Origin of the sequence: Flavobacterium sp. YO12 (assembly GCF_004119495.1) — a bacterium.
Taxonomy (GTDB): domain Bacteria; phylum Bacteroidota; class Bacteroidia; order Flavobacteriales; family Flavobacteriaceae; genus Flavobacterium.
Window position 1 is genome coordinate 42,396 of record NZ_NRQU01000026.1, and the last position, 23,909, is coordinate 66,304.

A 23,909-nucleotide genomic window follows, 5' to 3' on the forward strand; every position below is an offset into this window, starting at 1 on the left:
TAGTTACTCTTTTTAGAGTCAATTTCATCTTTCGTTCGCAATCAAATAATCAATACTTTTCCAAATTAAAACAAAAAAGCCTGATAGTATTTATCAGGCTTTTTTACAATCTAAATCGTATAATTTACATCAGCTTTTTAATAATAACTTCTTCAGTTATTCCTTCAGCGTCGGCTTTATAATTTTTAATAATTCTATGTCTCAAAATTCCAGTTGCTACCGCTTTTACATCTTCAATATCTGGCGAAAATTTACCATTAAAAGCCGCATGAGCTTTTGCCGCTAAAATCAAATTCTGAGATGCTCTTGGTCCTGCTCCCCAATCTAAATAATTCTTTACAAAATCATTAGATAATGAATTATCAGGACGTGTTTTACTCACTAAAGTAACCGCATATTCAACAACATTGTCTGCAACAGGAATTCTACGAATCAAATGCTGAAAATCAATAATCTCCTGTGCCGTAAACAAAGGTTTAACTTCAACTTTATTATCAGATGTTGTTTGCTTTACCACCTTTACTTCTTCTTCAAAAGTTGGATACTCTAATTTAATAGCAAACATAAAACGGTCTAACTGTGCTTCAGGCAATGGATAAGTTCCTTCCTGCTCAATTGGATTTTGCGTTGCTAGTACAAAATAAGGCAAATCTAATTTATAATTATGTCCCGCAATTGTAACTGAACGTTCCTGCATCGCTTCAAGCAATGCAGCTTGTGTTTTTGGAGGTGTTCTATTTATCTCATCAGCCAAAATAATATTAGAAAATATTGGCCCTTTAATAAACTTAAATTGCCTGTTTTCATCTAAAATTTCACTTCCTAAAATATCTGAAGGCATTAAATCTGGTGTAAACTGAATTCTTTTAAAATCTAAACCTAAAGCTTGTGCCAAAGTATTTATCATTAATGTTTTTGCCAGTCCCGGAACACCAATTAAAAGTGCATGTCCGCCAGAAAATATACAAAGTAAAATTTCGTCAATTACGGCATCCTGCCCCACAATTACCTTTGCTATTTCGCTTTTTAGTTCATTGCGTTTCTGAACTAAATTATGAATTGCTGTTACATCAGACATTTATAAGTGTATTTAAAATTAAAAAGAGTCAGCTTTATGAATTCATAAAACTAACTCTTTTTCTTTATTTAATAAAAATTATTTTTTCAACCAATTGTTAGCAAAAGTACAATCTCTGTATTCTCCAATAATTTTGATATAAGTATCTTTAATTTTAGCATCAAACCATTTTGCGATTGCATTGATTTGTTTTTCTTTTAATGCTAATTCTTTAATTTTAGTATAATCTTTAGCATAATCTGCTGTATGCTCGTCAATTCTATTAGTAACCGTAATTAATTTATACGTTTTTTTTCCTTTATCATCAGTATTTAAAATTGGCTGAGAAACTTCATCATCTTTTAAGTTCGAAACCTGACTGTATAAAGTTGGATCCATTTTCGTCAATTCAAAACGAGTGTCCTGTGTATTCGGATTTACCAAAGTTCCTCCGTTTGCTTTTGTTTCTTTTTCATCAGATTCAGTTCTTGCTGCATCTGCAAAAGTGATTGTTTTACTTACAATTTTAGCTCTAATATTTGCCGCTCTTTCTTTTGCTTCTTTTAAAGCATTTTCAGAGACCGTAGGAGCAATTAATATATGACGCAATTCAACTTCTTGTCCTTTAATTTTATCAACCATAATGATATGGAATCCAAAAATAGTTTCGAATGGTGCTGAAATTTCACCTTCCTGTAAACTAAATGCAACATCTTTAAATTCTTTTACGAAAGGTGTTTTACGTGTCATTTTGTAATAACCACCATTTGGTGAAGATGCAGGATCTTGCGAGTACAAAACTGCCTTTGTTGCAAAACTAGATCCTTCTAAAACGTCTTTTCGAATGTCATTTAATCGATCTATTACTTTTTGCTTATCTTCTTTAGAAACTGCTGGATCAACAACAATCTGTGCTACTTCCATCTCTGCTCCAAAAGTCGGCAATTCATCTTTTGGTATTTTTTTAAAGAAATTACGAACTTCCTCAGGTGTTATCTGAACATCTTTAACAATTTTATCTCTCATTTCTGAGGCTAATTTTTGTTCTTTCAAGATGTCTGCAAAATACGTTTTAAACTCTTCAACTGAACTCTTTTTATAGTATTCTACAACTTTATTGATATCTCCAACTTGTTGTACCATATAATTCAATCGCTCATCCATCATTCCTCTAACCTCTGCATCGCTTACAACGATACTGTCCTGAATTGCTTGATGTGCATATAATTTATCTTCTAACAATTTTCCAAGCATTTGGCATCTTGTAATATCTTTTACATTACCTCCTTGACTTGCAATTTCTAAGTAGCCTTTATCAATATCAGAATCTAAAACAATATAATCTCCAACAGTTGCAATAATACCATCTATTTTCTGTTTTTGCCCCGTATGAAGTTCTGCAGGCTTCTCGGCTACAGGATCCTTAATAATTTCCTGAGCTGAAATCACGGAGTTGAAAAAAAGTAAAAAACACATTGTTAAGACTAGTCTATAACCAATTGTTTTTAGCTGTAATTTTTTTAATAACATTATTTTAAATTTAATTTGAATGTAAAGATCTGTATTGTCTGTAATCTAGCCAACTATTCCAGTTTCTGCAAAAAGCAGTTTCTAAAAATCCAAAATAGTTAATTTCTATTTCTTTTACTTAAAACGAACAAAAATAACAATTCAATTACATAATACAACTATCAGCCATACTATTAACAAAAAATTATATGCATTGTAGAAACTAATATACTAAAAAGAATTAGTTGAAGGATTTTTGACGCGATATCTGTCTAAAATCCAAAACATCAACTCCAAAAACAGAGTCTTATTTATTTTTAAATCGGCGTAATTAATAGTACTTTTGCAACCTATTTATATAAAATATGAGTTTTTTAAAAGAAATACAACGCAGAAGAACATTTGGAATTATCTCGCATCCCGATGCTGGTAAAACAACTTTAACAGAAAAATTATTGTTGTTTGGAGGTGCTATTCAGGAAGCTGGAGCCGTAAAAAACAATAAAATAAAAAAAGGAGCAACTAGTGATTTCATGGAAATCGAACGCCAAAGAGGTATTTCGGTTTCGACTTCTGTACTTGCTTTTAATTATAAAGACAAAAAAATCAATATTCTTGATACTCCGGGACACAAGGATTTTGCTGAAGATACTTTTAGAACTTTAACCGCAGTTGACAGTGTAATTGTTGTGATTGACGTTGCAAAAGGGGTTGAGGAACAAACTGAAAAGCTAGTTTCGGTTTGTAGAATGCGTAACATTCCAATGATTGTTTTCATCAACAAATTAGATCGTGAAGGTAAAGACGCTTTTGATTTGATGGATGAAGTAGAGCAAAAATTAGGATTAAAAGTTACTCCTTTAAGTTTCCCAATCGGAATGGGTTACGATTTCCAAGGAATTTACAATTTATGGGAAGAAAACATCAATCTTTTTAGTGGAGACAGTCGTAAAAACATCGAAGAAACTATCGCTTTCTCTGACGTTCAAAACAACCCAGAGTTAGATAAAATCGTTGGTCAAAAGGCTGCTGAAAAGCTTCGAGAAGAATTAGAATTAATTGATGAAGTTTATCCAAAATTTGAGCGTCAGGATTATTTAGATGGAAAAATCCAGCCGGTATTCTTTGGTTCTGCTTTAAATAATTTTGGAGTTCGCGAATTACTAGATTGTTTCGTTACAATTGCTCCATCTCCTAGACCAAAAGATTCTGAAACTCGATTGGTTGATCCTGCAGAAGAAAAAATGACTGGCTTTGTTTTTAAAATCCATGCTAATATGGATCCAAAACACCGTGACCGTTTAGCGTTTATTAAAATTGTTTCGGGAACTTTTGAAAGAAATAAGCCTTATTACCACGTTCGCCAGAAGAAAAATTTAAAATTCTCAAGCCCAAATGCTTTTTTCGCTGAGAAAAAAGAAATCGTTGATATTTCTTATCCAGGAGATATTGTTGGTTTACACGATACAGGAAACTTTAAAATTGGAGACACTTTAACCGAGGGCGAAGTAATGAGCTTTAAAGGCATCCCTAGTTTCTCTCCGGAGCACTTTAGATACATTAATAATGCTGATCCTATGAAAGCTAAGCAATTAGAAAAAGGGGTTGATCAATTAATGGATGAAGGTGTTGCGCAGTTATTTACTTTGGAGATGAATAATCGTAAAGTTATCGGAACGGTTGGAGCTCTTCAATATGAGGTTATTCAATACCGTTTAGAACATGAATATGGTGCAAAGTGTACTTATGAGAACTTTCCTGTACACAAAGCGTGCTGGGTAAAACCTGATGATGCGAAGAACGAAGAATTTAAAGAGTTTAAACGTATTAAGCAAAAATTCCTTGCTCATGATAAATATGGTCAATTGGTATTCTTAGCTGATTCTGATTTTACAATTCAAATGACACAAAGTAAATATCCAAGTGTAAAACTATATTTTACATCTGAGTTTGATTAAATTCTTTTAGAATAAAATATAATAAAAACGGGCTGCCTAACTAATATTAGACAGCCCGCTTTTTTATTTACAAATAGATCATTATCTAGTATAATTAATTCCCAATCCACCAGCAATATAAATTTTCGTAAGCTCTTCCGAATTGATACTAATATTTTCTAGCAGCACATTATTCTTAAATGATTTTATAGAAAAAGATATTTTTTTTGAAAGATAGTAATCATTACTGGTAATTGTAACCCTCAAGCTATTACTGCTTTTCAAAACTTTTGCAGCTATAGAAAACTCCCCTGTTTTTGCATTTATTTTCACAGGATTTTCTAAACCGTTAACAGAAAGCATCAAATTTGGATATGCTTCTTTATCAAAAGCTCTATTTGTTTTACTTTCTAACAATTTACCTTTTATTAAAAACGAAATTTCGTCATTTTTAACACGATCATAAGCAATTTTACCCAACTTATAAACACTTGGCTCTGGACAATTTATCTCTGTTTTAACTGGCTCTTTTTGTTGCGCAGTTAAATTTGAAGCAATCATAAGAGATGCTGCGACTGCCGCATATTTAAAATTATTAATCTTTGATGTTTCACTATATTCAAACTGCTCGTTAAGCTGTGCTGTTTTTAGTCGGGCACAAATGCTTTGATCTTTATTCTCTGCAATAAATTTAGCGACTTCAGAGTTCGTTTTCTTACTCAAATCGATTACATTTTTCATACAAGAATCACAAAATGAACCGTTTGCATTAGGAATCATTTTATCAAAATTTTCTGAACATGGACTTGCTATTTCTAAGGTGAATTTCTTCTTCATACTATACTCAATTTACGTTAAAATCCTTTATATCGGTTCTTACTTATATAGAGTACATATTTTACATAAAGGTTGGGAAGAAAGGAAAAAAAAGCACATGATTATTAAGCATAAAAAAAAGCACTAATAAAATTAGTGCTTTTTTTAACTTTGAATTAAATCAACCTTACTAAGTCTTATATTTCAAAAATTAATCTTTCATAGGAAGGGTTAATTTAGAATAATTTAAAAACAAAAAAGAATTTAGTCGACGAAACTAAATTAAATCAGACAAACTGCAACATATTTAAAACTAAACATCAAAAAAAAAGCCCCATAAATATGGGGCTTCTTAAATTTATGCTTGTCCCGCAGGACCAAAATTAAGCGGAATTGGCGCTTGTTCTGTCTCTTTGATTTCGCCATGAGCAGCTTCAAATCGATGGATATTTTCACCTATTGCTCGCAATAATCTTTTAGCATGTTGCGGTGTCAAGACAATTCTTGACTTTACCTTGGCTTTAGGAATACCGGGCATAATGCTCACAAAATCTAAAACAAACTCTGATGATGAGTGATTTATAATTGCTAGATTAGAATAAATTCCTTCTGCAATAGTTTCGTCTAACTCAATATTAATTTGCTCTTGTTGTTGTTTCGGATTACTCATAGTTTCCTAATTAATAAATATATTCTTCTTTATTAGCCATCATTTCGTTGTAATCGTCTTTAGATCCTACGATAGTATTATCGTATTCTCTCATACCAGTTCCCGCAGGAATTCTGTGTCCAACAATTACATTTTCTTTTAATCCTTCTAAATCATCTACTTTACCAGCTACTGCAGCTTCGTTAAGTACTTTCGTTGTCTCCTGGAATGAAGCCGCAGAAATGAATGATTTAGTTTGTAACGAAGCTCTTGTAATACCTTGAAGAACTGGCGTTGCAGTCGCAGTAATTACGTCTCTTGCTACAACAAGATTTTTATCATTTCGTTTCAATAATGAATTTTCATCACGTAATTCACGAGGAGAAATTATTTGACCTGGTTTCAATACTGAAGAATCTCCAGCATCTTCAACTACTTTCATACCGTATAATTTATCGTTTTGAACGATGAAATCTTTAGTGTGAATTAATTGATCTTCTAAGAATAAAGTATCACCTGGATCCTGAACTCTTACTTTACGCATCATTTGACGAATTACAACCTCAAAGTGCTTGTCATTAATTTTTACCCCTTGTAAACGGTATACCTCTTGAATTTCATTTACCAAGTACTGTTGAACAGCAGCTGGACCTTGAATTCTTAAGATGTCGTCTGGTGTAATTGCACCATCAGACAATGGAACTCCCGCTCTTACGAAGTCATTTTCTTGTACTAAGATTTGGCTAGAAAGTTTAACTAAATACTTTTTAATTTCACCAAATTTAGATTCGATAACGATCTCACGGTTACCTCTTTTAATTTTTCCAAAAGAAACAACACCATCAATTTCAGATACAACAGCTGGGTTTGAAGGGTTACGAGCCTCAAGCAACTCAGTAATTCTTGGTAGACCTCCCGTGATATCGCCTGCTTTAGAAGAACGACGAGGGATTTTTACTAATACTTTACCTGCTTTAATTTTCTCACCATTTTCAACCATAAGGTGTGCACCTACTGGTAAGTTGTAAGAACGAATCAATTCACCTTCTTTACCATAAACTAATAAAGTTGGGATTAATTTTTTGTTTCTAGCCTCAGAAATTACTTTTTCTTGGAAACCAGTCTGCTCATCGATCTCAACCATGAACGATTGTCCTTGCTCTAAATCCTCGTAAGCAATTTTACCAGTAAACTCAGAAACAATTACACCGTTGTATGGATCCCATTTACAGATTACAGCTCCTTTACCAACACTTTCTCCATCTTTTACAAAAATACTAGAACCGTAAGGAATATTATGTGTATTTAAAACGATTCCAGTTTTCTCATCAACTAATTTTAATTCAGTTGAACGTGATACTACGATATCAACCGCATTACCTTCGCTGTCCTCACCTTTAACAGTTTTTAAATCTTCTATTTCAAGTCTACCAGCGAATCTTGTAACAATACTAGACTCTTCAGAGATACCTCCAGCAACCCCTCCAACGTGGAACGTACGAAGTGTTAACTGTGTACCTGGCTCTCCAATAGATTGAGCTGCAATAACTCCGACAGCTTCTCCTCTTTGTGTCATTTTTCCAGTAGCTAAGTTTCTACCGTAACATTTAGCACAAATACCTTTTAAAGCTTCACAAGTTAATGGAGATCTAACTTCTACTTTTTCAATTGGAGAAGCTTCAATAGTTCTCATAATTGCTTCAGTAATTTGTTGACCAGATTGAACCATTACTTCATTAGTAAGTGGATTTATAACATCTTGCAATGCAACACGTCCTAAAATTCTCTCTCCTAATGATTCAACGATTTCCTCATTTTTCTTCAATGCAGCAACTTCAACACCTCTTAAAGTTCCACAATCTTCGATGTTAACAATAACATCTTGAGAAACGTCATGAAGCCTTCTTGTTAAGTAACCAGCATCGGCCGTTTTAAGAGCCGTATCCGCAAGACCTTTACGAGCACCGTGAGTAGAAATGAAGTACTCAAGGATCGAAAGACCTTCCTTAAAGTTAGAAAGAATCGGGTTTTCAATAATCTCACCACCACCAGCAGTAGATTTTTTAGGCTTAGCCATCAAACCACGCATACCAGTTAACTGACGAATCTGTTCCTTAGAACCCCTCGCCCCAGAGTCAAGCATCATATATACAGAGTTGAAACCTTGTTGGTCTTCTCTAATATTTTTCATTGCTAATTCTGTCAGCTGAGCATTTGCTGAAGTCCATACGTCAATAACTTGGTTGTAACGCTCGTTATTTGTGATAAGACCCATGTTGTAGTTAGTTGAGATACCTTCAACTTGCTCTCTAGCATCTGCAATTAACTTCGTTTTTTGTTCTGGGATTCTAATATCACCTAAAGAGAATGACAAACCTCCTCTAAATGCAAATTTATACCCCATATCTTTCATATTGTCCAAGAAAGCTGCCGTTGTAGGTACATCAGTCACACTTAAAATGTGTCCAATAATATCTCTAAGGTTTTTCTTAGTCAATACGTCATTGATATATCCAGCTGCTTCAGGTACTACTTCGTTAAATAATACACGTCCTGCAGTTGTTTGAATAATTTGGTACACTAATTCTCCAGCATCATTAAAATCTTTTGCTCTAATTTTCACACGAGCATTCAATTCTAATCTTCCTTCGTTTAATGCAATGTTTACTTCTTCAGCAGAATAGAAAGTCAAATCTTGACCTAAAATAATGTGATCTTCTGTAGAAATACGCTCTTTGGTCATATAGTATAGACCCAAGACCATGTCCTGAGAAGGTACAGTAATTGGAGCACCATTTGCAGGATTCAAAATATTATGAGAAGCCAACATTAATAATTGTGCCTCTAAAATAGCCTCTGGTCCTAATGGTAAGTGAACTGCCATCTGGTCACCATCGAAATCGGCGTTGAAAGCCGTACATACTAATGGGTGTAACTGGATCGCTTTTCCTTCAATTAATTTTGGCTGGAAAGCCTGAATACCAAGTCTGTGCAAAGTAGGAGCACGGTTCAGTAATACTGGGTGTCCTTTAATTACATTTTCTAAGATATCCCAAACTACCGGCTCTTTTTTGTCTATGATTTTCTTAGCAGATTTTACTGTTTTAACAATACCTCTTTCAATCAATTTACGGATAACGAAAGGTTTGTATAATTCAGAAGCCATATCTTTAGGCAATCCGCACTCATATAATTTTAACTCTGGACCAACAACAATTACCGAACGAGCAGAATAATCCACACGTTTACCAAGTAAGTTTTGACGGAAACGTCCTTGCTTACCTTTTAATGAGTCAGATAATGATTTTAATGGTCTGTTAGATTCTGTTTTAACAGCAGAAGCTTTACGAGTATTATCAAACAATGAATCTACAGATTCTTGTAGCATACGTTTTTCGTTTCTTAAGATAACTTCTGGAGCTTTAATCTCCATTAATCTTTTCAAACGGTTGTTACGGATGATTACACGACGATATAAATCGTTCAAATCTGAAGTTGCAAAACGACCTCCATCAAGTGGCACAAGTGGACGTAATTCTGGTGGAATAACTGGAACCACTTTCATAATCATCCATTCTGGACGGTTTTCGCGGTTTTCGTTAGACTCACGGAAAGACTCAACAACTTGTAATCTTTTTAAAGCCTCAGTTTTTCTTTGCTTAGAAGTCTCGTTGTTAGCGCTGTGTCTTAATTCATAAGATAAAGCATCTAAGTCAATACGAGCTAATAAATCCATAATACACTCTGCTCCCATTTTGGCAACAAATTTATTTGGATCTAAATCATCTAAATATTGGTTTTCTTGTGGAAGAGTATCTAAAATATTCAAATATTCCTCTTCAGTTAAGAAATCTAATCTTTGTAAAGATTCTCCATCTGCATTTTTAGCAATACCAGCTTGGATTACTACATATCTTTCGTAGTAAATGATCATATCTAATTTCTTAGAAGGAAGACCAAGGATATAACCAATTTTGTTTGGAAGAGAACGGAAGTACCAAATGTGAGCAATTGGCACAACAAGGTTGATGTGTCCTACTCTGTCACGACGTACTTTTTTCTCAGTAACTTCAACACCACAACGGTCACAGATGATACCTTTGTAACGAATTCTTTTATACTTACCACAAGCACATTCGAAATCTTTTACTGGTCCGAAGATTCTTTCGCAGAAAAGTCCGTCACGCTCTGGTTTGTGAGTTCTGTAGTTAATTGTTTCTGGTTTCAACACCTCTCCTCTTGATTCTTTCAAGATAGATTCTGGTGAAGCTAATCCAATTGAGATTTTATTAAATCTTTTAACTGGATTTTTATCCTTATTATTATTTCTATTATTCATCATAGTTTTTACTATTGATTTATTTGCAATTAAAAAATTGAATTTAGATTTAAAATCTACTCTTAAAAAAATGAAGAGTTAATCATTCAGCTACTACCTCGGGTTACTTCTCTAAACTTCAAAATTAAATTTGAAGCGCTAGTTATAAAATGCCTTGCATGATATAAAAAATCGGAACGGGTTACGGGTATAAATCTTTAAAAACTTTTATAAATGAGTAATCAGTCCCATTAAAAAATGAGACTGATTACAAAACTTTTATTTATTCTTCTAAACGAATGTCTAGTCCAAGACCTTTCAATTCGTGCATCAATACATTGAATGATTCTGGTAAACCTGGTTCTGGCATAGACTCTCCCTTAACGATAGCTTCGTAAGTTTTAGCTCTACCAATAACGTCATCAGACTTAACAGTTAAGATTTCACGTAATGTACTAGAAGCTCCATAAGCCTCAAGTGCCCAAACCTCCATCTCTCCAAAACGCTGACCTCCAAATTGAGCCTTACCTCCAAGTGGTTGTTGCGTAATCAATGAGTATGGTCCGATAGAACGTGCGTGCATCTTATCATCAACCATGTGTCCTAATTTAAGCATGTAAATTACACCCACAGTTGCTTTTTGTGCAAAACGCTCTCCAGTTCCACCATCATAAAGATAAGTATGTCCGAAACGTGGTACATTAGCTTCATCAGTCAAAGCATTGATTTCGTCAAGAGAAGCACCATCAAAAATTGGAGTAGCAAATTTTCTACCCAAGTTCATACCAGCCCATCCAAGAACAGTTTCATAAATCTGACCAATGTTCATACGTGAAGGTACCCCAAGTGGATTCAATACGATATCTACTGGTGTTCCATCCTCTAAGAAAGGCATATCTTCGTGACGAACGATTCTTGCAACAATACCTTTGTTACCGTGACGTCCTGCCATTTTATCACCCACTTTTAACTTACGTTTTTTAGCGATATAGATTTTAGCCAATTTCAAGATTCCAGATGGTAATTCATCACCAACTGTAATAGTGAATTTTTCTCTTCTTAAAGATCCTTGTAAGTCGTTTAGCTTAATTTTATAGTTATGAATCAAATCATTAACCATTTTATTAGTAGCATCATCAGCAACCCATTGACCTTTGCTTAAGTGAGCAAAATCTTCTACTGCGTAAAGCATTTTTTGAGTATATTTTTTACCTTTTGGTAAAACTTCTTCACCCAAATCATTCATTACACCTTGAGATGTTTTTCCGTTAACGATCAAGAATAATTTCTCAACCAATCTGTCTTTTAATTCAACAAATTTAGTTTCGAATTCCATTTCTAAAGCGCCTAAAGCATCTTTATCCTGAGTACGTTTACGTTTATCTTTTACGGCTCTTGCAAATAATTTTTTATCAAGAACTACACCATGTAAAGATGGAGAAGCTTTTAATGAAGCATCTTTTACATCACCCGCTTTATCCCCGAAGATTGCACGAAGCAATTTCTCTTCTGGAGTAGGATCTGATTCTCCTTTTGGTGTAATTTTTCCGATTAGAATGTCGCCAGGTTTAACCTCTGCTCCAATTCTAATCATACCGTTTTCATCTAAATCTTTAGTAGCTTCTTCAGAAACGTTAGGAATATCGTTTGTTAACTCTTCATTTCCTAACTTAGTATCTCTAACCTCTAATGAATAATCATCAACGTGGATAGATGTAAAAATATCATCACGAACTACTTTTTCAGAAATTACAATCGCATCCTCGAAGTTGTACCCTTTCCACGGCATGAACGCAACTTTTAAGTTTCTACCTAAAGCTAATTCACCATTTTGAGTAGCATATCCTTCTGATAATACTTGTCCAGGAACAACTCTATCACCTCTTCTTACGATTGGTTTCAAGTTGATACTTGTACCTTGATTGGTTTTTCTAAATTTAATAAGGTTGTATGTTTTCTCATCAGCATCAAAACTAACCATTCTCTCGTCTTCTGTACGATCGTATTTAATAGTAATGATATTTGCATCAACATATTCAACAGTACCATGCCCTTCAGCATTGATTAATACTCTTGAATCTGAAGCTACCTGACGCTCTAAACCTGTACCAACAATAGGAGCTTCAGGACGGATCAAAGGAACTGCCTGACGCATCATGTTCGATCCCATCAACGCACGGTTCGCATCATCATGCTCCAAGAAAGGAATCAAAGATGCAGAAATCGAAGCGATCTGGTTTGGAGCAACGTCTGTATAATGAACTACTGATGGCTCAACAACCGGGAAGTCACCTTCCTCACGAGCAATAACATTGCTAGCTGTAATCTTACCAGTTTCGTCCATTTCAATGTTTGCCTGAGCAATCATTTTACCTTCTTCTTCTTCAGCACTTAAGTAAATTGGAGTACTTTCTAAATCAACTACACCATTAGTTACTTTACGGTATGGAGTTTCGATGAATCCCATTCCGTTTACTTTTGCATAAACACCAAGAGATGAAATCAAACCAATGTTTGGTCCCTCTGGAGTTTCAATCGGACATAAACGACCATAGTGCGTATAGTGAACGTCACGAACCTCGAAACCAGCTCTCTCTCTCGAAAGTCCACCTGGCCCTAGTGCAGAAAGTCTTCTTTTGTGTGTAATCTCAGCTAATGGATTCGTTTGATCCATAAATTGAGATAACTGGTTAGTACCAAAGAAAGAGTTGATAACTGATGATAATGTTTTAGCATTAATCAAATCAATTGGTGTAAACACCTCGTTATCTCTAACGTTCATTCTCTCACGAATAGTTCTAGCCATACGTGCTAAACCAACACCGAATTGTTGAGACAATTGTTCTCCAACTGTTCTAACACGACGGTTTGATAAGTGATCAATATCATCAATCTCTGCTTTAGAGTTGATTAACTCGATCAAATATTTTACGATTGTAATGATATCTTCTTTGGTAAGCACTTGCTTATCCATAGGGATATCTAAATCTAATTTTTTGTTCATTCTGTAACGACCAACTTCACCTAAGTTATAACGTTGATCAGAGAAGAACAATTTATCTATAATACCACGAGCAGTTTCCTCATCAGGCGGTTCAGCATTACGCAACTGACGGTAAATGTGCTCTACAGCTTCTTTTTCAGAGTTTGTTGGATCTTTTTGTAACGTGTTGTGGATAATAGCATAATCTGCTTGATTATTATCCTCTTTGTGCAACAAAATAGATTTTACGTTAGAATCGATGATCTCTTCAACATTATCTTTGTCGATAATTGTATCACGATCAAGGATGATTTCGTTACGTTCGATAGAAACTACCTCTCCGGTATCCTCATCTACGAAATCCTCGTGCCAAGTGTTCAAAACACGCGCAGCAAGTCTTCTTCCAATATATTTCTTAATACCCGTTTTAGAAACTTTAATTTCTTCTGCTAAGTCGAAAATTTCAAGGATATCCTTATCTCTTTCGAAACCGATAGCACGGAATAAAGTTGTAACTGGTAATTTTTTCTTTCTATCGATATAAGCGTACATTACACTGTTGATATCTGTAGAGAATTCTATCCAAGATCCTTTAAAAGGGATTACTCTGGCAGAATAAAGTTTTGTTCCATTTGCGTGGAATGATTGACCAAAGAAAACCCCAGGAGAACGGTGTAATTGAGATACTACTACACGCTCAGCACCATTGATAACAAAAGTACCACTTGGAGTCATATAAGGTATTGTTCCAAGATAAACATCTTGTACAATAGTTTCAAAATCTTCGTGTTCTGGATCTGTACAGTATAGTTTTAACCTAGCTTTTAAAGGCACACTATAAGTAAGACCTCTCTCTATACATTCTTGAATTGTATAACGCGGTGGATCTACAAAATAATCTAGGAATTCCAATACAAAGTTATTTCTTGTATCTGTAATTGGGAAGTTTTCCATGAAGGTGTTGTATAACCCTTCGTTGCCTCTTTCGTCAGATTTCGTTTCTAATTGAAAGAAATCTTTAAAAGATTTAACCTGAACATCTAGAAAATCTGGATAGTCAGGGATATTTTTTGTAGAGGCAAAATTCAATCTTTCAGTCTGATTTGTTATCATCAATGGACAAAATTTTGATTAAAAAAAGTAATTTTTTTGTGTAAAACACACTGTTTAATCTATACTTTCTTATTATAATCAATACATCTTTAAAAATAAACCAAAAGTAAGTTCAATTTTTTTTCTTCGTATTGATCAAAAACTTTTTCGTATTTTAAACTATTTGATAATAAAACTTGATATATTTTATTATACGAAAAATGGTTTAGGCCTTTGAGTGTTAACTCAGGACCTAAACCTAGTTCTTAAAACCGTGTTGAATTATTTAAGCTCAACTACAGCTCCAGCTTCTTCTAATGATTTTTTAAGACCTTCAGCCTCTTCTTTAGAAACACCTTCTTTAACAGTACTTGGAGCACCATCAACTACATCTTTAGCTTCTTTAAGACCTAAACCAGTTAATTCTTTAACTAATTTTACAACTGCTAATTTAGAAGCACCAGCTTCTTTTAATACAACTGTAAATTCAGTTTGAGCTTCTTCAGCAGCACCTTCTCCACCACCAGCAGCAACTACTACAGCTGCAGCAGCAGGCTCGATACCATACTCGTCTTTTAATATTGTTGCTAATTCGTTAACTTCTTTAACTGTTAAGTTAACTAATTGTTCTGCGAATTGTTTCAAATCTGCCATTTTTTCTATCGTTTAAAATGATTTGTAAAATATAATTTATTTATTGTGCGCTAATTAAGCAACAAGGAAAATTAATTCCCTGCTTGAATTATTATGCCTCAGCTTCTTCTTCGCTACCAGCGAATTTGTTTTGTAAAGCTGAAATAATTCTTTGAGCTGGTGATTGTAATAATCCAATGATTTCACCAATAAGCTCTTCTTTAGATTTAATAGTTGCTAATGCATCTAATTGATCATCACCAATATAAACTTCAGAATTAATATAAGCTCCTTTTAATACAGGTTTAGCTGATTTTTTTCTGAAATCTTTGATTATTTTTCCAGGTGCATTTGCAACATCTGAAATAAATATAGCACTATTACCAGTCAATACTGAAGGTAAATCTCCATAGTCATTAGCAGAAGCTTCCATTGCTTTAGCAAGCAAAGTGTTTTTTACAACTTCTAATTTTATACCTGCTTTAAAGCAAGCTCTTCTCAAGCTTGAAGTTGTTTCTGCATTTAATCCAGAAATATCAGATACATAAATAATATTTGTACCAGCTAACTGTGCAGTTAAATCTTCAATCGCGATTGATTTTTCTTCTCTAGTCATACTAAAAATTATTAACTACCAATTATACTGCTTTAGGGTCCAATGCAATTGCTGGACTCATAGTGCTTGTAAGGTGAATACCTTTAATGTAGGTACCTTTAGCAGCAGTTGGTTTAAGTTTGATTAATGTTTGAATAATTTCGTGTGCATTGTCATAAATTTGCTCAGCTCCAAAAGAAACTTTACCAATTCCTGCATGTACGATACCAGTTTTGTCAACTTTAAAGTCAATTTTACCAGCTTTAACCTCTTGAACAGCTTTTGCAACATCCATAGTTACAGTACCTGTTTTAGGGTTTGGCATTAAACCTCTAGGTCCTAAAATACGACCTAATGGACCTAATTTACCCATAACAGCTGGCATAGTGATGATTACATCAACATCTGTCCAACCATCTTTAATTTTTTGTAAGTAATCATCAAGACCTACATAATCAGCTCCAGCTTCTTTAGCTTCAGCTTCTTTATCTGGAGTAACTAATGCTAATACTTTAACATCTTTACCTGTTCCGTGAGGTAATGTAACTACACCTCTAACCATTTGATTCGCTTTTCTTGGATCTACACCCAAACGAACTGCGATATCAACAGACTCATCAAATTTTGCAGAAGCAATAACTTTAATTAATGCAGCTGCATCTTTTAAAGTATATAGCTTGTTCTTTTCAATTTTTGAAGCAGCCTCTTTTTGCTTTTTTGTTAATTTTGCCATTTCTTTCTCTTAATTAAAAAGGAGCATCTCCTGATACAGTTATACCCATAGATCTAGCAGTTCCAGCGATCATGCTCATTGCAGATTCGATTGTGAATGCATTTAAATCTACCATTTTATCTTCAGCGATTGCTTTGATAACGTCCCAAGTAACACTTGCTACTTTTTTACGATTTGGTTCACCTGATCCAGACTTTAGCTTTGCAGCTTCCAATAATTGGACAGCAGCTGGAGGAGTCTTAACAACAAAATCAAATGATTTGTCTTTATACACAGTAATTTGTACTGGGCATATTTTGCCAGGTTTATCTTGTGTTCTAGCATTGAACTGCTTACAGAACTCCATGATATTAACCCCAGCAGCTCCTAAAGCAGGTCCAACCGGTGGCGACGGATTCGCAGCACCTCCCTTAACTTGTAGTTTAACTACCTTACTAATTTCTTTAGCCATTTTTTAAAAAATTTAACACTATAATCATTGGAAGCGATTATAGTGGTTATTATAGATGTAACAAAAATTATACTTTTTCAACTTGCATAAAACTTAACTCTAATGGTGTTTTTCTTCCGAAAATCTTAACCATAACTTCAAGTTTACGCTTCTCTTCATTAATTTTTTCAACCGTTCCGTTGAATCCGTTAAATGGACCATCGATCACTTTAACAGTTTCACCTAAGTTGAAAGGAATAGCACGAGTATCTGTATTTACAGCTAACTCATCAACTTTACCTAACATTCTATTTACTTCAGAAAGCCTCAAAGGAACAGGTTCTCCGCCTTTGATCTCACCTAAAAATCCAATAACACTAGTAATTGACTTAATAATATGAGGGATTTCACCAACTAAATTAGCTTCAATCATAACATATCCAGGAAAGTAAACTTTATCCTTAGATGATTTTTTCCCATCCTTTACAGTAACTACTTTTTCAGTAGGAACTAAAACTTGAGAAACATAATCCTCCATACCTAATCTCGCAATCTCAGTCTCAATGTAAGCTTTCACTTTATTCTCTTGACCACTAACCGCTCTAACTACGTACCATTTTTTCACATTATTATCTGCCATCACAAAAAAATTATCCTTTTAACCAGTTAAAAAATCCAGCCAAAGCTTTTGCAAAAAATTCGTCTACTCCCCATGTTGCCAAAGCAAATAGAATCGAAAATACAGCCACGACAATTGTCAATTTTTGAACCTCAGCCCAAGCAGGCCAAGTAACATTTGACTTTAACTCTTCGAAAGCCTCTGATAAATAATTAGTAACTTTTGTCATTTGATATGTTTTTTATTGCACGGGCGGAGGGATTCGAACCCCCATCAACGGTTTTGGAGACCGCTATTCTACCCTTGAACTACGCCCGTAATTAAAGCCAGTGACTTCAGTTAAGAAAATCAACTGGCTTTTTTTTATAATTTTTATAGAAATTACTCTACAATCTCAGTAACCTGTCCAGCACCAACTGTTCTACCACCTTCACGGATAGCAAAACGTAAACCTACGTTCATTGCGATTGGGCTTAATAAAGCAACATTAATAGTTAAGTTATCTCCTGGCATTACCATCTCTACTCCTTCTGGTAAAGTAATAACTCCTGTTACGTCAGTTGTACGTACGTAGAACTGTGGACGGTAGTTATTATGGAATGGAGTATGACGTCCACCTTCTTCTTTTTTCAAGATATAAACCTCAGCTTTGAAAGTAGAGTGTGGTTTTACTGATCCTGGCTTAATGATAACCATTCCTCTTTTGATAGATTCTTTATCAATACCTCTTAATAATAAACCTACGTTATCTCCAGCTTCACCTCTATCAAGGATTTTACGGAACATCTCAACTCCAGTAATAGTAGAAGTTAATTTATCAGCTCCCATACCAATGATTTCAACAGCATCACCTGTATTAGCAATACCAGTTTCGATACGACCTGTAGCAACAGTTCCACGACCTGTAATTGTAAATACGTCTTCAACCGGCATCAAGAATGGTTTTGCTACGTCACGCACTGGCTCTTCGATCCAAGCATCAACAGCATCCATTAATTCAATGATTTTTGGTACCCAAGCAGGATCATTATTCAATCCTCCTAAAGCAGAACCTTGAACTACAGGACCATTATCTCCATCATATTCGTAGAAAGATAATAAATCTCTAATTTCCATTTCAACAAGCTCTAATAACTCAGCATCATCAACCATATCCACTTTGTTCATGAAAACAACGATTCTTGGAATACCTACCTGACGACCTAAAAGGATGTGCTCACGAGTTTGTGGCATTGGACCATCTGTAGCAGCAACTACTAAGATAGCTCCATCCATTTGAGCAGCACCAGTAACCATGTTCTTTACGTAATCCGCGTGACCAGGACAGTCAACGTGAGCGTAGTGACGGTTAGCAGTTTCATACTCTACGTGTGATGTATTAATAGTAATACCTCTTTCTTTCTCCTCTGGAGCGTTATCGATTTGATCAAACGATTTTGCTTGACAGTAACCAGCATCTGACAATACTTTTGTAATTGCAGCAGTTAATGTAGTTTTTCCGTGATCTACGTGTCCAATTGTACCTATGTTTAAGTGCGGTTTGGAACGATTAAAATTCTCCTTTGCCATTTTACTTAATTTTTAATCTTAGTTATATATTAATTTTCAATTTCCTACTTACTTGAGCCAATGTCGGGATTTGAACCCGAGACCTCTTCCTTACCAAGGAAGCACTCTACCCCTGAGCTACACCGGCAGAGAGTTCTAATTTTAGAATTTAGACTTCAGATTTTAAAAATCTAAAACCCAAAATCTCACTTTTTTTGTGGGGAGAGCAGGATTCGAACCTGCGAAGTTCACACAGCAGATTTACAGTCTGCCCTCGTTGGCCGCTTGAGTATCTCCCCTAAATTTTAAAATCCAATCTTTTAAAAGAACTTGTTTCAAATCGCATTTGAAACTTTTTTTTGAGCCGATAGAGGGACTCGAACCCACGACCTGCTGATTACAAATCAGCTGCTCTAGCCAGCTGAGCTACATCGGCGAATACATTAAAAAAGTCCGCTATTTCTAACGGACTGCAAATGTAGCTATTTTATCTTTTAATCAAAACATTTTTTAAAAAAAATTTCAATTATATATGTGCTCTTATTTTTTCTTTCCTTTTCACAAGCAATCGCTCTAACGATTCTGCTGAATTTTCAACAGCTTCTTCAAAGGACTTACATTGCTTTTTTACTAAAAAATCATCTCCCGGAACATTAATCTTAATCTCTACTGCTTTATTCTCCTTATCACTCGTTCTTTCAACTTTTAAAAAAACATCTGCCGAAACAACTCGATCATAATACTTCTCCAGCTTATCCATTCTTTCTTGAATAAAATCAACCAATTTTCTGTCAACAGTAAAGTTAACTGCATGAACATCTACCTTCATAATACTAATTTTAGGGTTAAACATTTCAGAATTATTATTTATTTCTAGGATGCGCATCGCCATATACTTTTTTTAGCTCCGCCAAACTATTATGAGTATAAACCTGAGTCGACGCCAAACTTGAATGCCCTAACAATTCTTTAACTGAATTTAAATCTGCTCCATTATTTAATAAGTGAGTTGCAAAAGTATGCCGTAGCACATGCGGACTCTTTTTCACCTTTTCAGAGACCCTACTAAAGTAAGAATTTATTAATCGATACACAAAAGATTCACTCAATTTTAACCCTTTTTTTGAAATAAAAAAATATTCTGAATCACGAATTTCATCAAGCCGAATTCTCTCCTGCAAATACAAACCAACCTGATCCGCAACAATAGGCAAAAGCGGAACAATCCTTTCTTTATTTCTTTTTCCTAAAACCTTAATTACATTAGAAGACAAATCAACATTCTTCATCATCAAACCAATCAATTCAGCACGACGCATTCCTGTAGTATAAAAAAAATCCACAACAAGCCTATCTCTTATTTCTTCAAATTCAAAAGAAGAACCAACTCCCAACATTAAATCATTTACTTCTTTTTCAGAAAAAGGAATCTGGACAACTTTTGGCGTTTTGAGCGCCTTATGTTTCAACATCGGACTAATCTCTATTTGTTTTATTTTTAATAGAAATTTATAAAACGCTTTCAAAGAAGCCATTTTGCGATTTACAGACACATTTGAAATTCCCTGATCTACCAAAGAAACAATCCAACTTCTAATTTGACTATAACTAACAACATCCACCTCCTCTTGCTCAAACCGCACTTTATTAAATTCTTCAAAACAATCCAAATCAGATAAATAAGCATTAACAGTATGTGGGGAATATTTTTTCTCCAACTGCAAATAATCACGAAAAGCTTCTTTATTAGACTGCATAATATTTTTTTTCGACTTACCCAATTACAGACAAATCATTTAGAAAAGATTACAAAAACAAAAAACCGTTAGGATCAAAGTTAAAACTTTTTGATCACTAACGGTAATTATTTTAAAAAAGCAGTATACTAACTCTCTAAACCATCTTTCAATGTTTGGATGTAAGCAGCTTTTTGAATTTGAGCTCTTTTGATTACAGAAGGCTTAATAAAAGCAGTACGTGCTCTTAATTGACGAACAGTTCCTGTTTTATCAAATTTTCTTTTATAGCGCTTTAATGCTCTATCGATATTTTCTCCGTCTTTAATTGGTATAATTAACATAATATTGACACCTCCTCTCGTTAAGGCTGCAAATGTAAAAATTAATTATTAATTATGAATCATAAATTTTAAATTATTTTTCTAGTAAAATATCAATCTATAAAAAGTGAGATGCGACTGGCTTAATACCTAAAACTATTTTACATACTACTTTTTACAATTCACAAAACCTATTCTTTCAACAAATTTCTTGAGATAACCAATTTCTGAATCTCAGTAGTTCCCTCTCCTATAGTACATAATTTAGAATCTCTATAAAATTTCTCTACAGGGAAATCTTTGGTATAACCATAACCCCCATGAATTTGAACAGCATCATTTGCAATTTTCACACAGGCTTCTGAAGCATACATTTTTGCCATCGCTCCCAATGTAGTTACTGGTTTGTGTTTTTGCTTTAAGAAAGCAGCCTTATGCAACAGCAATTCTGACGCTTCAATTTCAGTTGCCATATCTGCCAATTTAAACGAAATTCCTTGAAAACTACTAATTGGCTGCCCAAATTGATATCTTTCTTTTGAATATTTTAAAGCCGCCTCATATGCTCCTTTTGCAATACCTAAAGACAAAGCTCCTATAGAAATTCTTCCTCCGTCTAAAATTTTCATTGCCTGAACAAATCCCTCTCCAACTTCTCCTAATCTATTTGCATCTGGCACACGACAATTATCAAAAACCAATTCAGCAGTTTCACTTGCGCGCATTCCTAATTTATTTTCTTTTTTACCTGACGAAAAACCAGGTATTCCTTTTTCGAACACGAAAGCAGTCATTCCTTTAGAATCCCCTTTTTCACCTGTTCGAACAATAACAACCGCTACATCTCCAGATATACCATGAGTAATAAAATTTTTTGCACCATTTACAATCCAAGAATCTCCATCTCTAACAGCTGTTGTATTCATACCTCCGGCATCAGAACCAGTATTATGCTCTGTTAATCCCCATGCTCCAATAAACTCAGCTGTTGCCAACTTTGGTAAAAACTTTCTCTTTTGCTCTTCGTTTCCAAAAGTTAAAATATGATTTGTACATAACGAATTATGAGCCGCAACCGACAAACCTATTGAAGGATCAACTTTTGATATTTCTTCGACTACTGTAATATATTCATGATAACCTAATCCCGATCCTCCGTATTCTTCAGGCACTAAAACCCCCATGAACCCCATTTCTCCAAGTTTCTTAAACAAATCAATTGGAAAAATCTGAGCTTCATCCCACTCCATTATAAATGGCTTTATATTCTTTTCGGCAAAATCTTTTATAGATTGTGCAATCATTGACTGCGTCTCGTTATAATCAAAATTCATTGTATACTATCTTTTTAGAACTCCAAATATAAACTAATTATTTTTGCTTTTTCAACAGGAAAACCTTTAATTTTTGATAATTCCTCAATATTATTAAAATTTCCGTTCATGCTTCTATAAGTTACAATTTGTTTTGCAAGAGAATATTTAAAATACGGAAACTGCGATAATTCTTTTAAAGAAGCATCATTTATTGCTATCTTTTTAAATCCTGAAGGAGTAACGGCTTTAAATCGTCGGTTTAATTCAACTATCACCTCAGGCGAAAGTCCCCAAACATCCTCCATCTGTTCCATAGAAACAAAGCCTCCTAGAATTTCTTTTTGTTTTAATATTCTCAAAGATAAAGCTTCTCCAATACCATATACTTTTATTAAATCTTCCTGACTGGCGGTATTAATATCTGAAAGTACGATATTCACTTTATTAAAAGGCGTTTTCGCAGGATATTCTTTTTTCTCTATTTTGAACTCATTCTTTTTCTGTGTCCAATCGGGAAATTTAAACAATGGAGAAATCACTTTTAAAAGTGAATCAGAAATATGTGTCACTTCCTGAAACTCTTTTGCAGAGTTTACATATTTATTCTCTTTTCGAAAAGCCAATAATCTATCAATTTCTTGAACTGACATCCCAAGCTTATAACCTTTATAATCTGAAATAAAATTTGGATTAAAAGTATACACTTTTCCTTTTTCAGTTAATTTCTCCATTCTAGCCGCATCTATATCTTTTTGCAACGCCATCCATTGTTTTTCTCCACCAAAAGAAACCTCTGATTTATTAAAATCGAAAAAGAAATAAAATAGCTGCAAAATAATTATGACAACAAATAATAAAAAAATACCAGTTCGCTGTTGACTAGTAAACTTAAAATGCATCATAATCTTCTTAAAACTCATTGCTTTTATAAATTAACCTATTTGTAAGGGATCTAAAATACAAGAAAACCATCAAAGTTAACAAGAAAATTCATTAAAAATTAACTTTTGTCAGAATTATACATTCCGCAAATTTCTATCAATTAATTTAATGATTGTCAGCTTGTCATAAGGCTTTACCGAGTGTTTCTTTAAAATTTTAAATATTTTATAACTTAAAACATGATAATTGTTTTTATTTTTTACAAAAAACGATACATTTGGAGCTTAATAACAAATAAACCAATATTATAGTATGTCAATTTGGAAAACTAAACCTCTTTCGGTATTGCTCGGTGAAGCATCCGAATCTGAAAAAGGACTAAAAAGAACCTTATCTTCACGTTCGCTTGTTGCACTTGGAGTTGGCGCCATCATTGGAGCCGGGCTATTCTCCTTAACTGGAATTGCCGCTGCAGAACATGCCGGACCAGCTGTAACTATCTCATTTATATTAGCCGCTATAGGTTGTGGTTTTGCAGGACTTTGCTATGCCGAATTTGCTTCTATGATACCTGTTGCAGGTAGTGCCTATACTTATTCTTACGCTACAATGGGAGAATTCATGGCTTGGATTATTGGTTGGGATTTAGTTTTAGAGTATGCCTTAGGAGCTGCTACGGTAGGTGTTAGTTGGTCCAGATACCTATTAGAGTTATTAGCAAAATTCAACATTC

At 34.2% G+C, this 23,909-nt stretch carries 20 protein-coding genes and 4 tRNA genes; 2 read left to right on the forward strand and 22 right to left on the reverse strand.

All coding sequences use genetic code 11. From position 1 onward, the window contains the following. Nucleotides 1-124: 124 nt before the first annotated feature. Together BOW55_RS10550 and BOW55_RS10555 are read right to left on the reverse strand one after the other, a co-directional pair. On the reverse strand, nt 125-1,078 hold the full coding sequence (locus BOW55_RS10550) for a MoxR family ATPase (protein WP_129024100.1): 954 nt from the start codon (nt 1,076-1,078) through the stop codon (nt 125-127). A 78-nt stretch (nt 1,079-1,156) separates the two neighbouring features. After that, on the reverse strand, nt 1,157-2,587 hold the full coding sequence (locus BOW55_RS10555; RefSeq protein WP_129024101.1) for a peptidylprolyl isomerase: 1,431 nt from the start codon (nt 2,585-2,587) through the stop codon (nt 1,157-1,159). 344 nt (nt 2,588-2,931) lie between these two features. Here BOW55_RS10555 and BOW55_RS10560 point away from each other — a divergent pair, with 344 nt between their 5' ends. Then, entirely contained in the window at nt 2,932-4,524 is a 1,593-nt protein-coding gene (locus BOW55_RS10560; protein ID WP_071636614.1) for a peptide chain release factor 3, read from the forward strand. An 81-nt stretch (nt 4,525-4,605) separates the two neighbouring features. Here the strand turns inward: BOW55_RS10560 and BOW55_RS10565 are convergent, their stop codons facing one another. From BOW55_RS10565 to BOW55_RS10660, 20 genes are all read right to left on the reverse strand, one after another. Next, nucleotides 4,606-5,340 carry a hypothetical protein gene (locus tag BOW55_RS10565; protein WP_129024102.1) on the reverse strand — a complete coding sequence of 245 codons (735 nt, stop codon included), beginning with the start codon at nt 5,338-5,340 and terminating at the stop codon, nt 4,606-4,608. A 337-nt stretch (nt 5,341-5,677) separates the two neighbouring features. Then, nucleotides 5,678-5,989, reverse strand: coding sequence for a DUF3467 domain-containing protein (locus BOW55_RS10570; protein ID WP_012024017.1), 312 nt, complete (start codon nt 5,987-5,989; stop codon nt 5,678-5,680). 10 nt (nt 5,990-5,999) lie between these two features. Beyond that, the gene (gene rpoC, locus BOW55_RS10575; protein WP_129024103.1) at nt 6,000-10,310 is read right to left on the reverse strand and encodes a DNA-directed RNA polymerase subunit beta'; all 4,311 of its coding nucleotides are present in this window, start codon (nt 10,308-10,310) and stop codon (nt 6,000-6,002) included. Between the two features lie 259 nt (nt 10,311-10,569). After that, nucleotides 10,570-14,382 carry a DNA-directed RNA polymerase subunit beta gene (gene rpoB, locus BOW55_RS10580; RefSeq protein WP_129024104.1) on the reverse strand — a complete coding sequence of 1,271 codons (3,813 nt, stop codon included), beginning with the start codon at nt 14,380-14,382 and terminating at the stop codon, nt 10,570-10,572. A gap of 261 nt (nt 14,383-14,643) precedes the next feature. Beyond that, complete coding sequence (gene rplL, locus BOW55_RS10585; RefSeq protein ID WP_025572412.1) at nt 14,644-15,015, reverse strand: 50S ribosomal protein L7/L12; 372 nt, start codon at nt 15,013-15,015, stop codon at nt 14,644-14,646. A 91-nt stretch (nt 15,016-15,106) separates the two neighbouring features. Then, nucleotides 15,107-15,610: a 50S ribosomal protein L10 gene (rplJ, locus tag BOW55_RS10590; protein ID WP_129024105.1), complete on the reverse strand. Its 504-nt coding sequence runs from the start codon at nt 15,608-15,610 to the stop codon at nt 15,107-15,109. Between the two features lie 22 nt (nt 15,611-15,632). Continuing rightward, nucleotides 15,633-16,322: a 50S ribosomal protein L1 gene (gene rplA, locus BOW55_RS10595; protein WP_089053851.1), complete on the reverse strand. Its 690-nt coding sequence runs from the start codon at nt 16,320-16,322 to the stop codon at nt 15,633-15,635. A gap of 13 nt (nt 16,323-16,335) precedes the next feature. Next, nucleotides 16,336-16,773, reverse strand: a complete 438-nt coding sequence (gene rplK / locus BOW55_RS10600) for a 50S ribosomal protein L11 (protein ID WP_007807442.1) — start codon at nt 16,771-16,773, stop codon at nt 16,336-16,338. Between the two features lie 67 nt (nt 16,774-16,840). Continuing rightward, the gene (gene nusG / locus BOW55_RS10605) at nt 16,841-17,392 is read right to left on the reverse strand and encodes a transcription termination/antitermination protein NusG (protein WP_089053852.1); all 552 of its coding nucleotides are present in this window, start codon (nt 17,390-17,392) and stop codon (nt 16,841-16,843) included. A gap of 10 nt (nt 17,393-17,402) precedes the next feature. Further along, nucleotides 17,403-17,600 carry a preprotein translocase subunit SecE gene (gene secE / locus BOW55_RS10610; protein ID WP_008466927.1) on the reverse strand — a complete coding sequence of 66 codons (198 nt, stop codon included), beginning with the start codon at nt 17,598-17,600 and terminating at the stop codon, nt 17,403-17,405. 18 nt (nt 17,601-17,618) lie between these two features. Further along, nucleotides 17,619-17,689, reverse strand: a tRNA-Trp gene (locus tag BOW55_RS10615). Nucleotides 17,690-17,752: 63 nt separating this feature from the next. After that, nucleotides 17,753-18,940 carry an elongation factor Tu gene (gene tuf / locus BOW55_RS10620; RefSeq protein ID WP_089053853.1) on the reverse strand — a complete coding sequence of 396 codons (1,188 nt, stop codon included), beginning with the start codon at nt 18,938-18,940 and terminating at the stop codon, nt 17,753-17,755. 55 nt (nt 18,941-18,995) lie between these two features. Beyond that, nucleotides 18,996-19,067, reverse strand: a tRNA-Thr gene (locus tag BOW55_RS10625). Between the two features lie 70 nt (nt 19,068-19,137). Next, nucleotides 19,138-19,218: transfer RNA gene (locus tag BOW55_RS10630), tRNA-Tyr, on the reverse strand. Between the two features lie 63 nt (nt 19,219-19,281). Next, nucleotides 19,282-19,355: transfer RNA gene (locus BOW55_RS10635), tRNA-Thr, on the reverse strand. A 90-nt stretch (nt 19,356-19,445) separates the two neighbouring features. Further along, entirely contained in the window at nt 19,446-19,748 is a 303-nt protein-coding gene (gene hpf / locus BOW55_RS10640; RefSeq protein ID WP_089054001.1) for a ribosome hibernation-promoting factor, HPF/YfiA family, read from the reverse strand. A gap of 34 nt (nt 19,749-19,782) precedes the next feature. Beyond that, nucleotides 19,783-20,676, reverse strand: coding sequence for a tyrosine-type recombinase/integrase (locus BOW55_RS10645; RefSeq protein ID WP_129024106.1), 894 nt, complete (start codon nt 20,674-20,676; stop codon nt 19,783-19,785). A 128-nt stretch (nt 20,677-20,804) separates the two neighbouring features. Beyond that, nucleotides 20,805-20,999 carry a 30S ribosomal protein S21 gene (gene rpsU, locus BOW55_RS10650; RefSeq protein WP_089053855.1) on the reverse strand — a complete coding sequence of 65 codons (195 nt, stop codon included), beginning with the start codon at nt 20,997-20,999 and terminating at the stop codon, nt 20,805-20,807. Between the two features lie 170 nt (nt 21,000-21,169). Next, nucleotides 21,170-22,312 carry an acyl-CoA dehydrogenase family protein gene (locus BOW55_RS10655; RefSeq protein WP_129024107.1) on the reverse strand — a complete coding sequence of 381 codons (1,143 nt, stop codon included), beginning with the start codon at nt 22,310-22,312 and terminating at the stop codon, nt 21,170-21,172. A gap of 14 nt (nt 22,313-22,326) precedes the next feature. Continuing rightward, nucleotides 22,327-23,214: a helix-hairpin-helix domain-containing protein gene (locus BOW55_RS10660; RefSeq protein WP_129024108.1), complete on the reverse strand. Its 888-nt coding sequence runs from the start codon at nt 23,212-23,214 to the stop codon at nt 22,327-22,329. Nucleotides 23,215-23,488: 274 nt separating this feature from the next. Between BOW55_RS10660 and BOW55_RS10665 the strand changes: the two genes are divergently transcribed. Next, nucleotides 23,489-23,909 (forward strand): amino acid permease (locus BOW55_RS10665; protein WP_129024109.1); only part of this gene is annotated, 421 nt, incomplete at its 3' end.

What these genes read in the sequence shown, in the direction of transcription:
- BOW55_RS10550 (WP_129024100.1), bottom strand. Translation starts at nt 1,078, where the DNA reads ATGTCTGATGTAACAGCAATTCATAATTTAGTTCAGAAACGCAATGAA.
- tuf (WP_089053853.1), bottom strand. Translation starts at nt 18,940, where the DNA reads ATGGCAAAGGAGAATTTTAATCGTTCCAAACCGCACTTAAACATAGGT.
- hpf (WP_089054001.1), bottom strand. Translation starts at nt 19,748, where the DNA reads ATGAAGGTAGATGTTCATGCAGTTAACTTTACTGTTGACAGAAAATTG.
- BOW55_RS10645 (WP_129024106.1), bottom strand. Translation starts at nt 20,676, where the DNA reads ATGCAGTCTAATAAAGAAGCTTTTCGTGATTATTTGCAGTTGGAGAAA.
- rplL (WP_025572412.1), bottom strand. Translation starts at nt 15,015, where the DNA reads ATGGCAGATTTGAAACAATTCGCAGAACAATTAGTTAACTTAACAGTT.
- BOW55_RS10660 (WP_129024108.1), bottom strand. Translation starts at nt 23,214, where the DNA reads ATGAGTTTTAAGAAGATTATGATGCATTTTAAGTTTACTAGTCAACAG.
- BOW55_RS10560 (WP_071636614.1), top strand. Translation starts at nt 2,932, where the DNA reads ATGAGTTTTTTAAAAGAAATACAACGCAGAAGAACATTTGGAATTATC.
- BOW55_RS10570 (WP_012024017.1), bottom strand. Translation starts at nt 5,989, where the DNA reads ATGAGTAATCCGAAACAACAACAAGAGCAAATTAATATTGAGTTAGAC.
- rpoC (WP_129024103.1), bottom strand. Translation starts at nt 10,310, where the DNA reads ATGATGAATAATAGAAATAATAATAAGGATAAAAATCCAGTTAAAAGA.
- secE (WP_008466927.1), bottom strand. Translation starts at nt 17,600, where the DNA reads ATGACAAAAGTTACTAATTATTTATCAGAGGCTTTCGAAGAGTTAAAG.
- nusG (WP_089053852.1), bottom strand. Translation starts at nt 17,392, where the DNA reads ATGGCAGATAATAATGTGAAAAAATGGTACGTAGTTAGAGCGGTTAGT.
- rplJ (WP_129024105.1), bottom strand. Translation starts at nt 15,610, where the DNA reads ATGACTAGAGAAGAAAAATCAATCGCGATTGAAGATTTAACTGCACAG.
- BOW55_RS10655 (WP_129024107.1), bottom strand. Translation starts at nt 22,312, where the DNA reads ATGAATTTTGATTATAACGAGACGCAGTCAATGATTGCACAATCTATA.
- BOW55_RS10565 (WP_129024102.1), bottom strand. Translation starts at nt 5,340, where the DNA reads ATGAAGAAGAAATTCACCTTAGAAATAGCAAGTCCATGTTCAGAAAAT.
- BOW55_RS10555 (WP_129024101.1), bottom strand. Translation starts at nt 2,587, where the DNA reads ATGTTATTAAAAAAATTACAGCTAAAAACAATTGGTTATAGACTAGTC.
- rplK (WP_007807442.1), bottom strand. Translation starts at nt 16,773, where the DNA reads ATGGCTAAAGAAATTAGTAAGGTAGTTAAACTACAAGTTAAGGGAGGT.
- rpoB (WP_129024104.1), bottom strand. Translation starts at nt 14,382, where the DNA reads ATGATAACAAATCAGACTGAAAGATTGAATTTTGCCTCTACAAAAAAT.
- rpsU (WP_089053855.1), bottom strand. Translation starts at nt 20,999, where the DNA reads ATGTTAATTATACCAATTAAAGACGGAGAAAATATCGATAGAGCATTA.
- rplA (WP_089053851.1), bottom strand. Translation starts at nt 16,322, where the DNA reads ATGGCAAAATTAACAAAAAAGCAAAAAGAGGCTGCTTCAAAAATTGAA.